We start from the raw sequence: 13168 nt of genomic DNA, 5'->3' as shown, positions 1-13168 counted from the left end.
TGCTGGAAACAGTCAAGGGCTTCTTTCGTTTACAGACTTTTGCTATTTTCCTTTTCCACAGAGACATCCTAAAATCACTTTACTCCTGCAACATTATTATTAGACAATCGTTTGCATTTCGCAGGCTCTTTTTTACTTGGATTTACTATTGTATTATTGTTCTGTTAATTTAACAGCATCTTGCTGTCTATCTCAACGATGGAAAAGCAATTGTGCTATTCAATATTATAAATTATATACATGAAGATATCTTTTTGGAGTACAAAAGCGCAAGTTAGTTTGTTGGTTGGATTGGCTTCTCCGTTTATTTTTCAAACGAATAGAGTTAGTGCGATGACTAGCACAGTTGCATATTATCGCATAGAACAGACCACTCCTGTTAGTAAAATTATTGCTGTACAGAAAATTAACCCAACAACAGTAGAGATTGTATATGACAACAACCAAAGGCTAACATTGGATTTCTATGGAAATCATATTTTCAGGATGTTTCAAGATATACATGGTGGAATAATCCGCGATCCGGAAGCAAAACCTGAGGCGAAGATCCTTGTCGAACAGCCACGGAAAGCAGTGGATAACTTGGAAGTAAAGGATGATGGTAGTAAGGCTGTAATAAGGACCAAAGACATCATATTCTCCATAGATAAACAGACATCACAGTTTAGTATCCTAAACCGTAACACGAATAAAATCGTCGTAGAGAGTTTAGAACCCATCGCTTTCGAATCTAAACAAGTGAGCTTAGAATTAAAGGAAAATAAGGATGAGTACTTCTTTGGCGGGGGTGTTCAGAATGGACGGTTCTCCCATAAAGGTAAAGCGATCGCAATTGAGAACCAAAATAGCTGGACCGATGGCGGTGTAGCATCGCCCACACCTTACTTTTGGTCAACCAATGGCTATGGGTTTATGTGGCATACCTTTAAAAAGGGAAATTATGCATTTGGTACAAAATCAAAAGGAACAGTTAAACTCTCCCATGATACAGATTACCTGGATGTCTTTTTTATGATTAATGACGGTACTGTACCGCTGTTGAATGATTTCTACCAGCTAACAGGTAATCCTATTCTTCTTCCAAAATTTGGCTTATATGAAGGTCACTTAAATGCATATAATAGGGATTTTTGGAAAGAGGATGAAAAAGGGATTCTATTTGAAGATGGTAAACGTTATAAAGAAAGCCAAAAAGACAATGGTGGTACAAAAGAATCATTAAATGGTGAAAAAGGTAACTACCAATTTTCAGCTCGTGCAGTGATAGACCGGTATAAAGCGCATGATATGCCTTTGGGCTGGATTCTACCCAATGATGGTTATGGTGCTGGATATGGTCAGACCGAAACATTGGATGGTAATATTAATAATCTAAAAGAATTTGGTAATTACGCACGTAAAAATGGCGTGGAAATCGGTTTGTGGACACAGTCTGATTTACATCCCAAAGACAGCATTAGTGCATTATTGCAAAGAGATATCGTTAAGGAAGTGCGCGATGCCGGTGTACGGGTATTAAAGACAGACGTTGCTTGGGTAGGCCCGGGTTATTCCTTTGGTCTAAATGGTGTTGCTGATGTAGGTCATACGATGCCTTATTATGGTAACGATGCACGACCATTTATTATTTCATTAGACGGTTGGGCTGGGACTCAACGTTATGCCGGTATTTGGTCAGGGGATCAGACAGGTGGTGTATGGGAATATATTCGATTCCATATCCCAACCTATATCGGTTCTGGACTTTCTGGACAGCCAAATATAACTTCCGACATGGATGGTATTTTTGGAGGTAAAAATTTCAAAGTCAACATTAGAGACTTTCAGTGGAAAACCTGGACGCCAATGGAACTGAATATGGACGGTTGGGGATCCAATGAAAAGTATCCACATGCTCTGGGTGAACCCGCGACTTCCATTAACCGCCTCTACCTAAAGTTGAAATCACAATTGGTTCCTTATAGCTATAGTATCGCTAAACAGGCTGTCGATGGTTTGCCAATCATCCGTGCGATGTTTTTGGAGCAAGCAAATCAATATACGCTTGGTAAAGCAACGCAGTATCAATATCTGTATGGACCGAATTTTTTGGTTGCACCGATCTATCAGGAAACACGTGTAGATGAGAAGGGCAATGATATTCGTAATGGTATTTACTTGCCAGATGGAGAGTGGATCGATTATTTTACAGGTGAAAAGTATAAAGGTGGGCGTATCATTAATAATTTTGATGTGCCAATTTGGAAGCTACCTGTGTTTGTTAAAAATGGTGCTATCATCCCAGTCACTAATCCTAATAATAATGTGCAGGAAATCAAAAAGGATCAACGTATTTACGAAGTTTATCCATCAGGGAATTCCGATTTCATGGAATATGATGATGATGGGAAAACTGAGGCCTATCGTTACGGAAAAGGAGTGAATACAAAGATTTCTTCTCTACATAAAGATAATAAAGTGTTGTTCACAATAGCGCCATCACAAGGTGAATTTGAAGGCTTCGAAAAGGCGAAATCGACTGAGGTTCGTTTCAATGTAACTGCCGCACCAAAGAAGGTAACAGCTAAAGTGAACAAAAAAGGAGTAAAACTTCAAGAGGCTCATTCACTAACCGAGTTTAATGGCTTGGAAAATGCCTATTTCTATGATGCACAGCCTAATCTGAATCAATTTGCAACAAAGGGATCGGAATTTGAGAAAGTTGCCTTAATCAAAAATCCGATGGTATTGGTGCGTATTGGTAAACAGGATGTATCATCGACTGCAATTGAAATACAAGTTGATGGTTTCAAATTTACGCCAGCTGATAAGTATTTATCGCAGACAGCTGCGCTGACCGCTCCTACAGCCAAAGTAACGGATAGTAATATACAAGCTTACACATTAACACCAACTTGGGAGAAGGTTGCTAATGCAGACTATTATGAGATTGCTTTCAATGACCTGATCTACTCGACCATTAAAGACAATCAATTGCGCTTTGAAGGTTTGGAAGCCGAGACGGATTATGCCTTTAAAATTAGGGCCGTCAATAAAGCCGGTGCTTCCGATTGGAGTACATTTACAGCAAAAACAAAAGCTAATCCGTTAGAATTTGCGATCGAAGGTATTAAAGCAGAGACCTCGGTGGACAATCAAGGTGGCAATGGCATCAATAAGTTGTTCAACTATGATGAAGGGGATATGTGGCATACCAAATGGGGACAAACTGCTGTTCCGTTTGACATGACACTAGATCTGAAATCAGTCAATCAACTGGATAAGTTTGAGTATCTTCCTCGCACAGACGGTGGCAACGGAATCATTTTAAAAGGTAAAGTCTTTTACAGCAATGACAAAGATACATGGTCTGAGGCTGGAAGCTTTGATTGGAAGCGTGATGGTGAAATGAAGCAATTTAATTTTAGCCAACACCCTGTCGCTCGTTTTATTAAGATTTCGGTTACAGATGCTGTCGGAGGTTTTGGCTCAGGTCGGGAACTCTATGTCTTTAAGGTGCCGGGATCGGCTAGCTATCTACCGGGAGATATCAATAATGACCGTCTGATCGACCAAAATGATTTGACTTCTTATATCAATTATACTGGATTAAGAATGGGTGACGGCGATTTTGAGGGTTATGTGAGTAATGGTGACGTCAATAAAAATAATCTGATTGATGCCTATGATATCTCAAATGTTGCCGTCATGATCGAGGGTGGAGCGAAACCAACCAAAGAGGAGAAAGTTGCTGGTAAGCTGAAATTGACAGCCTCCAAGACTACCTTGAAGTCTGGTGATATCGTTGAAATAGCGGTCAGTGGTGAAAACCTTAAAGCGGTCAACGCACTTAGCTTTGCATTGCCTTATAATCAAGGAGATTTTGAGTTTGTGGGAATAGATCCATTACAGCTGAAAGAGATGAGTAATTACACCAATGACCGTCTGCATACAAACGGTAGTAAAGCGTTGTATCCTACTTTTGTGAATTTGGGCAATAAGGAAACACTGAATGGTTCTGAAATTCTGTTTAAGATTAAGCTGAAAGCCAAACGTAACGTTAATTTCAATTTAAAGGCTGTAGATGGTATTTTAGTTGATAAAAAACTCAATTCGATAAGCTTTTAAAATAGATTTTATACAATGAACAAATAAGCTTTTAGAAAGTAAAGGCAAACCCCTGAACATTGAATCTTTGAAAAGAGACGATAGGGGATACAAATAGAATCAAACAAAAATGAGGGTATCCAATAGCTGTTTTGGATACCCTCGCTTTTTGTAAAATCATGCGAACAGTGAAACTGTAATTTTGCTGGTCATTATCCCTGAACTTGTTCGACAATGGAAGCTATGAAGCTAATCTATGTCTTGATTATCAATGGGAATAGTAGCTTCAAGATGATGTTTCGTTAGTTTAATATCATGTTGAGATCCATCAAAAGGATTTCGGTATCTGCTGAGGTCGCCGTGAGTTTAATTTCCGAAACATCCCAGATTCCAAAGCCATCTCTTGTTTCCAATTCTTGTCCTTCAACGTTGATACTTCCGCTGATGACGAAAATATAAACACCATTTCCAGCTTGTTTAATATTATAATTTGTGCTGATACCATTGTCAAAATGTCCCATATGGAACCAGGCATCCTGATGTATCCATACGCCTTCGTCTGACGGATCTGGAGAGAGGATCTGCTGCAACTTATTGTGTCTTTGCGATCTATCCAAGGTAATCTGATCGTAGCGAGGTGCTACATTACGTTGATTCGGATAGACCCAGATCTGTAAAAATTTAACAGCCTGATCGTTATTTTTATTGTATTCACTATGCATGATGCCCGTTCCTGCACTCATGACTTGGATATCTCCTTTTCGAATAATGGCTTGATTCCCCATACTATCTTCATGTTCCAGGTCCCCTTCTAAAGGAATACTGATAATTTCCATATTATCGTGCGGATGTAATCCGAAGCCTCTGCCTGCTGCAACAATATCATCATTAAGCACACGGAGTACACCAAAATGCATGCGTTCGGGATTATGGTAATTTGCAAAACTAAAGGTATGATTACTCTGCAACCAACCATGATTTGCATGCCCTCGGCTCGTTGCTTTATGGAGTACACTATGGTTTTCCAATTGATCTGAATCGTAATGGACGGCATCGGCATCTAGAGCTTCCAAAGGTTCTATTTCGTCGATGTCATTCTTCATAATACGTGCTGAGGCAGCGCTTGCTGCGAATATGCCAGAACCTAAAAGTCCCTTTTTTATAAAATTTTGTCTATTCATGATCTTCGTATTTATGTGTTCAAAATTAATCTACGAGGGATTAATTTTCATTGAACTAGTTTAATAAAAGCTTTGTAATCGAAATTCATTGCTTTTGGGAAATTGGCAAATAAGGATGCTTATGGGTTTATTTGTTGGGAATCAAATCGGGGAATAAGCTATAAATTTCATTTTTCAAAAGCCCGCTTCCACCGCCATAATGTTTTATTAAGCCAATAGGATGGTCTAAATGCGATAGATAGTCTGTGATCTCTGTCTCTTCCTGAGTCGATAGACCGGAGCTCAACAACAGGATATCACTGGGATAGTTTGAGAGGTAACCCTTACAAGTTGACATATCTTGTTGAATGATGGCCTGCCATCCATGATTACTTTCTATAATCCGCTTTAACGTCTGGAGAATTTCTTCGTTTTTTCCAAATACAATAATGATTAAGTTTTTCATCTAAGAGTTGGTTTTCATAGTTGTATTGACGATGGCGTTACCCTTTAATATCTTAGAAATCGGACATTCATCTGCAATTTGTTGAAGACGCAATAGAGTGTCTTCTTCAATAGCCTGCCCGAATGAAATTTCACGGTCAAAATAAGTAACCACTTGCTCTTTCTCAATTCGTAGATACATATTGGCAGTTACCTGAATCTCATCGATGTTAAGTTCCTTTTTGTCAATATACATACGTAAGGTTGCCAATGTACAGGAAACGAGGGAAGAGATCAATAGTGTATACGGATCCGGACCGAGATCTTTTCCACCAAGTTTTTCAGGCTCATCTGTAATAAGCTCACCATTTCGCCATAAGATGGTCGTTTTATATTTTTGTTGGCCGATATGACCGCTGATGGGATTCTCTAAAATATATTTCATACAATTTTCTCTATTGCTTCTTATAGAACAAAATTAAAGTCGAATTGATTCAATTCCATTGATGTAGTTCAATAAATATAGAAAAGATCGAAAAAATAGCTGTTTATTTACCCACTTAAATTCGTAGCTATATGTTGGGCGACGGAATGAAAAATATCTCTTCGAAAAATTAAATGCTAATGTAAGTTCAATCGCATAAATTTTCTTAATTTTAGTTTGTTTTTACTTTTTTTATGATGAAGAGATTTTTACTTATCACATGTATAGCTAGTACGGTTCCATTTGCAGCTTTTTCACAGTCCCATGAACTTCGTGTGGGTATCACTTCGGGCGTTTCCAATTTTACGGGATCTGGAAGCACTGCCAAGAGTAACCTCAATGGTTCGAGTCAACAGGATTATTATACCAATAGTCCTTACGGTAAAAAGTATGGAATTAATTTGGGTGGCGCAGTGAATTACCGTTATGTCTTTGCGAATAATTTTCTTTTAGGCGTAGAGGGAGCTTTTGAACGTTTACAGACCAAGGTTGACCTAGAAGGCAGCGAATTCGCTAATGGTAGTCGCGGACTGACCAAACTCAATCAACAATTTTTGAATTTTAATCCCTTTGTTGGTTATCGCGTTTATTTTGAACCGATGACAATGGATCTGCAATTCGGTATTGATGTAGCGAAGACCTTGAGCATCAAAGAAAATGGAAGTATTGAAGATAAGAGTGGCAATAAAACAAGTTTTACACATGATAGAGGTAAAGCAATTGATGTAGATATCCGTCCGCGACTACAGTTTAATGTCAATTATGATCGTTATACGGTTTTTGCAGGTTATTCTTGGGGTTTAAAGGATTATCTCGATGGGTTAATTGGAGCTAACCCGGGGCCGGCTCGATTGAATGTATTTCGCTTGGGATTGCAATATCAATTTTTAACGCCAGTTTATAAAAACAACTAAAAGTTAATGAAAAATCAATGATCTGCTGATTTGAGCGCTTCAAGTATAAATTGATAACGTTGTTCGACCGTTGTTTTAGGTATTTCTATGACCTCATATCCAAGCCGCTCATATATCCTTTTCATCTGATTGAATGTGGCTTCGGCCTCTTCCCAAGTCTGTTTTCGCTCATTATCAGTTTTATAAATTTCCTGCCAAGGGGGGAGGATAAATATCTTTTTATGATAGCGGTGTGCTTTGGCTTCGGCAAGCAGGGACTCTTCGATAATTAGATTTTCCATTTCGATATAGGCCAGTGTATCAGGAATTCCACGGTCAAAAAAGACATAGCCTGGATCTGCAAAGCTTTCTTTTATTTCATGAAGGAAACTATTCGTGGACGAAGTCAACATCAATGAAGCATAGTATTGTTTGTTTTTCCAGGGTAAACCATCACCATTGCTCTCCAATTGTTCTTTAATGATTCTACGTGCATCTTCCGGTACAGTTCTATACCCCTGCTTTTGTAGTTCGTTAAGTAGTGTGGTTTTGCCTACACCGGGTCCCCCGGTGAGGACAATAAAATAATTTGTCTGATCCATATTAAAAAAATGTCATACCCCTCCAATACAGCCCAGCATTGTCTGTTTAAGAGATATTATTGTGTAATAATCGAAAATGATTAAGCGTATTGTTTGGCGATTTTCTTCTCTGGTTCTATATATAACATATATAAAAAGAAAAGAAATATATACTCCAGTGGTTTCATCATCATGTAGGTCAGATTTGATGCCCTGACCGAGTTGATTCTGGTGGAGATATTATATCCGTACCTGTCGTAAAAAGAGCGTACATAACGATGAAGGACTGGAGATAGATCACTTAAAATTTCTTCAAAAGCATTAGCTACCAATAGTTGACGGTTAACAATGATCGTATTTCCATGTCGCTTACCTAAGCGTAGTGGCTTTACAACTGTTGGATCCCCTTTGGCAGCCACTGTACAAAGGTAATGTCCACGGTGATCTAAAATAGGAGGGTGCATTTTTTGAGAGAAGGCCCAGGTGGTGGTCTCTGTGAATACCTTGGCCATTGAATCGCTATCTTGACCAAATAGAATAAGAATTGCGGTCACCACGAGAAAGACAGGAACGAGCAGGATAAGCGCCCATAGCGGATAATCTAGTTTGGAGGAAAGCAGTATATTGATCTTGTTCAGTATGGGATTGCGATAAGTTCTGTGCAACGATGTTTCCCTCTCCTCCTGGATGATTTTCCAAATAAAGCCTATGCCAAAACAGAAACAGAAAAGAGGTGTGAAAATAAAGTAAAATGTTCCTTCATTACCGACATAGATACTTAGGGTAGATGTATCGTGATAGCTTACTTGCGTCAATACGAAGATACTGATTATTGATCCTATCATCAAAATAATGAGGGCGAGGACAAGAGGAATAGGTGGTATTTTTCGGCCTTTTATCCAAATAGCCATCACGGCGACATTGAAAGCAACAAAATATATAAACAATGATAAGGCATGTTTTCCACCAAAAGGTAAGTAACAAGCGCCATCAACGGGATCAACGGCCTCATGATATTGACTGGAATGGGTTAATAGACCAACTCCAGAGATAGCTAAGGACAGGATGTAGCCAATAATAACAGCATATCCAACAGAAGATATCTTTTTATTCTGTTTTTTTATTGCAGAACGTAGTAGATAAATCAATCCAGCAAATAAAGCAACGATAACAATAAGTATGATGTCCATAGCAGCAAATAAAATTATTAGGCGAATGTAATTAAATGATTGTTTTTAATTCACGTTCAAGCCGATCAAAGTTTTCTTCATTTTTATCTAAGACAAAGCTTTTGATTTTGTTGCATTCCGCAGTAGTATTGAATATCATTCGAAAACCGAATTTTGTTTTACCGGGAGCAATATCACTCAGCGATAGCTCCATTCGGAAAAGCGGTTTGGACAGTCTGTCCCAGGTAATTAATTTGGGGTAAATTATTTCGGAAAAAATGCATTCATTTTGATAATTACCTTTATCTGGGCCATGCATGATAAACTTCCATCGTCCACCGGGCCTAAAGTCAAATTCTTCGAATGTATTGGTAAATCCGGCTGGACCCCACCAATTTTCTAAATGAGAAGGATTGGCACATGCTTCAAAGACTAGGTCTATTGCTGCATTTACTATTCTCGAACTGACAATTTCATTGTCAGGTGAAAGTATGAAAGGGGTTTTGGTCATGGTCTCTGCTGTGCTTATATTAACCAAATAATCGTTTCCAAAAACTTTTCTTTTGGGCAACGACATCTGTCTTCTCTGTATCAGCCGTTGTATGCTCTGGCTCTACATGCACTTTCTCGACTTTAACATTGTGTAGGACCTCATTTTCAGGAAGGCCATTGCGTTGTTCGATGTCTTTGATCTGTTCAAATGCTGCGGCTTGATAGAGTAATGGCCCTTCTTTATCACAGTTAAAGAGATTGGAGTAACTTTTAGATTCATTCAAATCAAAAGGCTGAGGTTCTACTACTTCAGTCGCTTCCAATAAACCCAATCCGTGCTCTTTGGCAAAATTTAACGCTTTTAGGAAAACAGTGATGCGACCCTCGGAAAATAATTGATCCAGTTCTGATTTAATCTCTACTTTATTGTGATAGTCTTCCAATAAACGTACGACCTGATCAGCAGAAATATATACACCCGAGCAATAATTTTCAACCAGCCTGTTTTCAACTTTTTTCGTTAGTGATTCCAAAGGGATAAACTCTTCCCATTTTTTATAGTACGAATCTAACTGATTATTTTCTGAGAATGATAATGCACCGCCACGGATATAAAAGTAGGTTTCAAAAAATCCTTGAACAACTGCAATAAAGAAACCGTGTGTTTTGTCAAAATAATCATTTTGATCTGTTTCTCGACCAGCGTTTATTGTGTCCTGATATTTGGTTTTATAGAAGTCGTCAATTTGGTGATCGGATGCTAGTGCCTCTATTTTTTCTGGATTTGTAATGACTTCAAAATACCAGGTATTAATCTGTTCTTCAGAAATCGGATGATAACTAATATCAAAGCCCATAATCAGCGGTTTTTAATCTGTTCTTTTTGTATTTACTAAAATATTAAAAATTAGTGTGTTGGGCAAGTATAATATAAAACATCGTGCGGTATTTCATTCAATATAATGATTTGCTGACTATTTTGGATGGAGGGGGGGATCACGAACAGGTTTGTGTGTTTAAGTAATATTAGCTACTTTGGAACAAAATAAAATTTATATGAAGCACTTACTATTTATTATTTTCATGTCGGCGAGTTTATTCTTCACGGCTTGCCAATCCCCAAGTCCGGAAAATTTTTTCGGAAAAGTTGTTCTAAATACAAACCTTGTAGCAGACTTTGCTCCCGAGCGTTTTGGTAAACGTCTTGAACAGGAAACCGTCGAATTTCCAGATATCCCCTCCAGCAAGAAAGAAGGGAATGAGGCTCAAAAAACAGTGGATTTTAAAATTCAAACTGTAGAAAAAGCATTGAAAGACATCAATGAACTTCATGTTTCGGATGATGATGCAAAAGCATTAAAAGAAAAGTCTATCACCTTATTTGAAAAGGTACTTCCAGTTTATAAAAATGAGTATACTACCTATGCCAAACTTTGCGATACGAAGGGATCTGCTGAGGAAAAGCAGGCATTACTTGAAAAGATTCAAAAAGATGCTATGCCTGAGATCGACAAAGTATTTGATGAAGTATATGTTTTAGGAAAATCGTATGCAGAAAAACATAATCTTAATGTGAACTGGGGTAACTAAGATGGGGCAGGAAACTAACTTATATAGAAATAAAAGCAAAACAGCTAAGCTTTTACGTATGTCTGGTGCGATTTGTGTCGTTCTTTTATTGATCTTCTTGTACTGTATTGGACTCTTTGATGGTGAATTAAAAGTTAAACCCGCCGTATTTTCGGGTGGTGCATTACTGGTGATGCTGATCCTGTTGTTGAATAGTTTATTAAGCCTTCGGGACAAGTCTGCTCAGATTGTTTTGAATGAAAGCTATTTCTCTGGAAAAACAACCCCATTGGCAAAAGCTTTTGGCGCAGGAAATTGGGAAGATGTTACAGCAATTAACTTGCAAAAAGTCGGTGGTGATACTTTGGTGGTTGTCACTTTGAGGAATGCTTCCAATTATAAAGACCGGCTTCCATCGATGTTATGGAAAATGGCTTATCATGCAGCTACACAAGAATTAAATATCATGTATTCAGCTTCTGTAATAACCATCGAATCTGACGAGCTCTACGAATTGTTTATGAGTTATTGGAAGCTCTCAAAAAAGGAATCGGGGATACACTAAAGTGCAGTAATTAGAAGAGTACATGCATTAGCGTGCATGCGTTAACAATGTACACTAGCTCGCGAACTTTACAGCATATCGATCTTGCGTTGGATAGTCTCCCGTTCCAGGGAGGTTTTTGCTAATGCTTGCGCACGCTGAAAGTTCGCGATTGCTTTCTGTCTATCTATATCCCTGTAGAGTTCTCCTAAGAATGCAAAATAAAAGTGATTGTCTGATAGATTTAGTTTTTTTGCTTCAATCAATGCCGTTTTTGCTCCTTTTGCCTTATATAAAGCAAATGTTCTGTTGAGTACTGCGCTAGGTGAATAATTGACCAGTAGCAGACGGTCGTAAAGCTGAAGGATTTCGCTCCATTTTTCCGCTGTATCTGCTTTTGTACAATGGCATTGTGCAATTTTTGCTTCAATATGATAAGAGGTCAGCTGATTACCATCGGCCGATTGATTCAAAAAATAAACCCCTTGATTGATTAACTCTTGATTCCAAAGTTTCTCGTTCTGTTGCTCATACAAGATAAATTCACCATCGGTACTGTGCCGGGCGTCGAAACGTGAAGAATGAAAACAGATTAAGGCGATGAGTGCATTTGTTTTTGGAACATTGGTCTTCTCGTAGGTGGATAACATTAACGCGAGACGCAAGGCTTCTATACACAGATCTTTGCGTAAAATCTGGTTTTGGGTTTTGGAATAATACCCCTCATTGAATAAGAGGTAGATAATATGCAGCACATTGTCCAGTCTTTGGACGATCTCCTTTTCGGATGGCAACTCAAGCTGGATCTTTTCTGTGCGGAGTTTCTCTTTTGCCCGGAATAACCGCTTATTAATTGTTTCCTTATTTGAGAGGAAGGCTTCGGCGATTTCTTCGATACCAAAACCACAGAGAATCCGTAGTGCCAGTCCGATCTGGGCTTCACTAGCAATCGCAGGTGTACAGATGGCAAACAGCATCTTTAACTGACTATCTTTAATATTTTCCTGCGTGAAGCTAAATTCATCGGTATGATCCACTGCGATTTGTTTTTGATGTATTTCAGGGATTACTTTGTCTTCGAAAATCTTATTCCGTCTAAAGTGGCTTAAGGTTTTCTGCTTGGCTACCGTGTAAAGCCATGCCGTTGGATTTGGAGGCAAACCTTTTGTCTGCCACGATTCCGTAGCCAGCAAAAATGTCTCACTTACGATATCTTCCGCAGTTTCAATATATTGTAGACCAAAACCTTTTGAAATTACAGCGACAATCTTGGTGAATTCTTGTTGGAATAGCTGTTTTAGAAAGTTAGATTCCATCATACATAATAGGGCAGTTGTATACTATACAACTGCCCTTTAATTTTTTTAAACTAAAAGTGCCCTGATCTCAACACTACCATTAGATTCTAAAATAGGACAACCATGTGCCAATGTTGTCGCTTCCTCAAGATTTTCTGCTGAGATGACAATAAACCCGCCAAGACTTTCCCGGATCTCCACAAATGGACCATCCGTAATGACGCCCCCGGGTTTTAACACCTTTCCGGCTTTTTCAAGTCGTGAACCATGGTCGGATAGTTTTCCCTGCGCTTCAATGTCGCCGATCCAATCGAACCATTTTTTGTTTATTTTGGCAATTTCTTCGTCATTTAAAAGAGGCTGCTCATTGCCTGCTTGCCTAAATAATAAGATGAAATCTTTCATGCTTATAGTTTAATATGTTAAATAATATTATTTGTCTAGTTTT

At 38.4% G+C, this 13168-nt stretch carries 13 protein-coding genes; 4 read left to right on the top strand and 9 right to left on the bottom strand.

Features of this window, described 5'->3' with window-relative positions:
- Positions 1-240: 240 nt before the first annotated feature.
- On the top strand, positions 241-4107 hold the full coding sequence (locus AC07UV_RS17935; protein WP_495184710.1) for a TIM-barrel domain-containing protein: 3867 nt from the start codon (positions 241-243) through the stop codon (positions 4105-4107).
- A 281-nt stretch (positions 4108-4388) separates the two neighbouring features.
- Here AC07UV_RS17935 and AC07UV_RS17930 read toward each other — a convergent pair whose 3' ends face one another.
- The 3 genes from AC07UV_RS17930 to AC07UV_RS17920 all read right to left on the bottom strand — a co-directional run bounded on the left by AC07UV_RS17930 (position 4389) and on the right by AC07UV_RS17920 (position 6135).
- On the bottom strand, positions 4389-5267 hold the full coding sequence (locus tag AC07UV_RS17930) for a pirin family protein (protein ID WP_495184709.1): 879 nt from the start codon (positions 5265-5267) through the stop codon (positions 4389-4391).
- A gap of 127 nt (positions 5268-5394) precedes the next feature.
- Positions 5395-5712 carry a hypothetical protein gene (locus tag AC07UV_RS17925; RefSeq protein ID WP_282249953.1) on the bottom strand — a complete coding sequence of 106 codons (318 nt, stop codon included), beginning with the start codon at positions 5710-5712 and terminating at the stop codon, positions 5395-5397.
- The gene (locus AC07UV_RS17920; protein WP_282249952.1) at positions 5713-6135 is read right to left on the bottom strand and encodes an OsmC family protein; all 423 of its coding nucleotides are present in this window, start codon (positions 6133-6135) and stop codon (positions 5713-5715) included.
- 233 nt (positions 6136-6368) lie between these two features.
- Between AC07UV_RS17920 and AC07UV_RS17915 the strand changes: the two genes are divergently transcribed.
- Positions 6369-7088 carry a hypothetical protein gene (locus AC07UV_RS17915; RefSeq protein ID WP_495184708.1) on the top strand — a complete coding sequence of 240 codons (720 nt, stop codon included), beginning with the start codon at positions 6369-6371 and terminating at the stop codon, positions 7086-7088.
- A gap of 14 nt (positions 7089-7102) precedes the next feature.
- On the opposite strand, the gene AC07UV_RS17910 is transcribed toward AC07UV_RS17915, so the two are convergent.
- From AC07UV_RS17910 to AC07UV_RS17895, 4 genes are all read right to left on the bottom strand, one after another.
- On the bottom strand, positions 7103-7669 hold the full coding sequence (locus AC07UV_RS17910) for an AAA family ATPase (protein WP_495184707.1): 567 nt from the start codon (positions 7667-7669) through the stop codon (positions 7103-7105).
- 80 nt (positions 7670-7749) lie between these two features.
- Entirely contained in the window at positions 7750-8838 is a 1089-nt protein-coding gene (locus AC07UV_RS17905; RefSeq protein ID WP_495184706.1) for a DUF6688 domain-containing protein, read from the bottom strand.
- Positions 8839-8869: 31 nt separating this feature from the next.
- Positions 8870-9328, bottom strand: coding sequence for an SRPBCC family protein (locus AC07UV_RS17900; RefSeq protein ID WP_282249948.1), 459 nt, complete (start codon positions 9326-9328; stop codon positions 8870-8872).
- A 19-nt stretch (positions 9329-9347) separates the two neighbouring features.
- Positions 9348-10166 carry a hypothetical protein gene (locus AC07UV_RS17895; RefSeq protein WP_282249947.1) on the bottom strand — a complete coding sequence of 273 codons (819 nt, stop codon included), beginning with the start codon at positions 10164-10166 and terminating at the stop codon, positions 9348-9350.
- Between the two features lie 199 nt (positions 10167-10365).
- Between AC07UV_RS17895 and AC07UV_RS17890 the strand changes: the two genes are divergently transcribed.
- Together AC07UV_RS17890 and AC07UV_RS17885 are read left to right on the top strand one after the other, a co-directional pair.
- Positions 10366-10899: a hypothetical protein gene (locus tag AC07UV_RS17890; RefSeq protein WP_282249946.1), complete on the top strand. Its 534-nt coding sequence runs from the start codon at positions 10366-10368 to the stop codon at positions 10897-10899.
- A gap of 1 nt (position 10900) precedes the next feature.
- On the top strand, positions 10901-11443 hold the full coding sequence (locus tag AC07UV_RS17885) for an STM3941 family protein (RefSeq protein ID WP_495184705.1): 543 nt from the start codon (positions 10901-10903) through the stop codon (positions 11441-11443).
- A 68-nt stretch (positions 11444-11511) separates the two neighbouring features.
- Here the strand turns inward: AC07UV_RS17885 and AC07UV_RS17880 are convergent, their stop codons facing one another.
- Together AC07UV_RS17880 and AC07UV_RS17875 are read right to left on the bottom strand one after the other, a co-directional pair.
- Positions 11512-12741, bottom strand: coding sequence for an RNA polymerase sigma factor (locus AC07UV_RS17880; RefSeq protein WP_282249944.1), 1230 nt, complete (start codon positions 12739-12741; stop codon positions 11512-11514).
- A 45-nt stretch (positions 12742-12786) separates the two neighbouring features.
- Entirely contained in the window at positions 12787-13125 is a 339-nt protein-coding gene (locus tag AC07UV_RS17875; protein ID WP_223583409.1) for a YciI family protein, read from the bottom strand.
- Positions 13126-13168: the final 43 nt, after the last annotated feature.

The organism is Sphingobacterium sp. GW821-FHT03E03 (assembly GCF_059420745.1).
The sequence above is the reverse complement of the archived record's forward strand: the minus strand, read 5'-3'. Positions and strand labels throughout refer to the sequence as shown.

Bases quoted from the DNA above. Each gene is read 5' to 3' on its own strand.
- AC07UV_RS17910 (WP_495184707.1), bottom strand. From the start codon at position 7,669: ATGGATCAGACAAATTATTTTATTGTCCTCACCGGGGGACCCGGTGTA.
- AC07UV_RS17915 (WP_495184708.1), top strand. From the start codon at position 6,369: ATGATGAAGAGATTTTTACTTATCACATGTATAGCTAGTACGGTTCCA.
- AC07UV_RS17890 (WP_282249946.1), top strand. From the start codon at position 10,366: ATGAAGCACTTACTATTTATTATTTTCATGTCGGCGAGTTTATTCTTC.
- AC07UV_RS17925 (WP_282249953.1), bottom strand. From the start codon at position 5,712: ATGAAAAACTTAATCATTATTGTATTTGGAAAAAACGAAGAAATTCTC.
- AC07UV_RS17875 (WP_223583409.1), bottom strand. From the start codon at position 13,125: ATGAAAGATTTCATCTTATTATTTAGGCAAGCAGGCAATGAGCAGCCT.
- AC07UV_RS17880 (WP_282249944.1), bottom strand. From the start codon at position 12,741: ATGATGGAATCTAACTTTCTAAAACAGCTATTCCAACAAGAATTCACC.
- AC07UV_RS17930 (WP_495184709.1), bottom strand. From the start codon at position 5,267: ATGAATAGACAAAATTTTATAAAAAAGGGACTTTTAGGTTCTGGCATA.
- AC07UV_RS17885 (WP_495184705.1), top strand. From the start codon at position 10,901: ATGGGGCAGGAAACTAACTTATATAGAAATAAAAGCAAAACAGCTAAG.
- AC07UV_RS17920 (WP_282249952.1), bottom strand. From the start codon at position 6,135: ATGAAATATATTTTAGAGAATCCCATCAGCGGTCATATCGGCCAACAA.
- AC07UV_RS17900 (WP_282249948.1), bottom strand. From the start codon at position 9,328: ATGACCAAAACCCCTTTCATACTTTCACCTGACAATGAAATTGTCAGT.
- AC07UV_RS17935 (WP_495184710.1), top strand. From the start codon at position 241: ATGAAGATATCTTTTTGGAGTACAAAAGCGCAAGTTAGTTTGTTGGTT.
- AC07UV_RS17895 (WP_282249947.1), bottom strand. From the start codon at position 10,166: ATGGGCTTTGATATTAGTTATCATCCGATTTCTGAAGAACAGATTAAT.
- AC07UV_RS17905 (WP_495184706.1), bottom strand. From the start codon at position 8,838: ATGGACATCATACTTATTGTTATCGTTGCTTTATTTGCTGGATTGATT.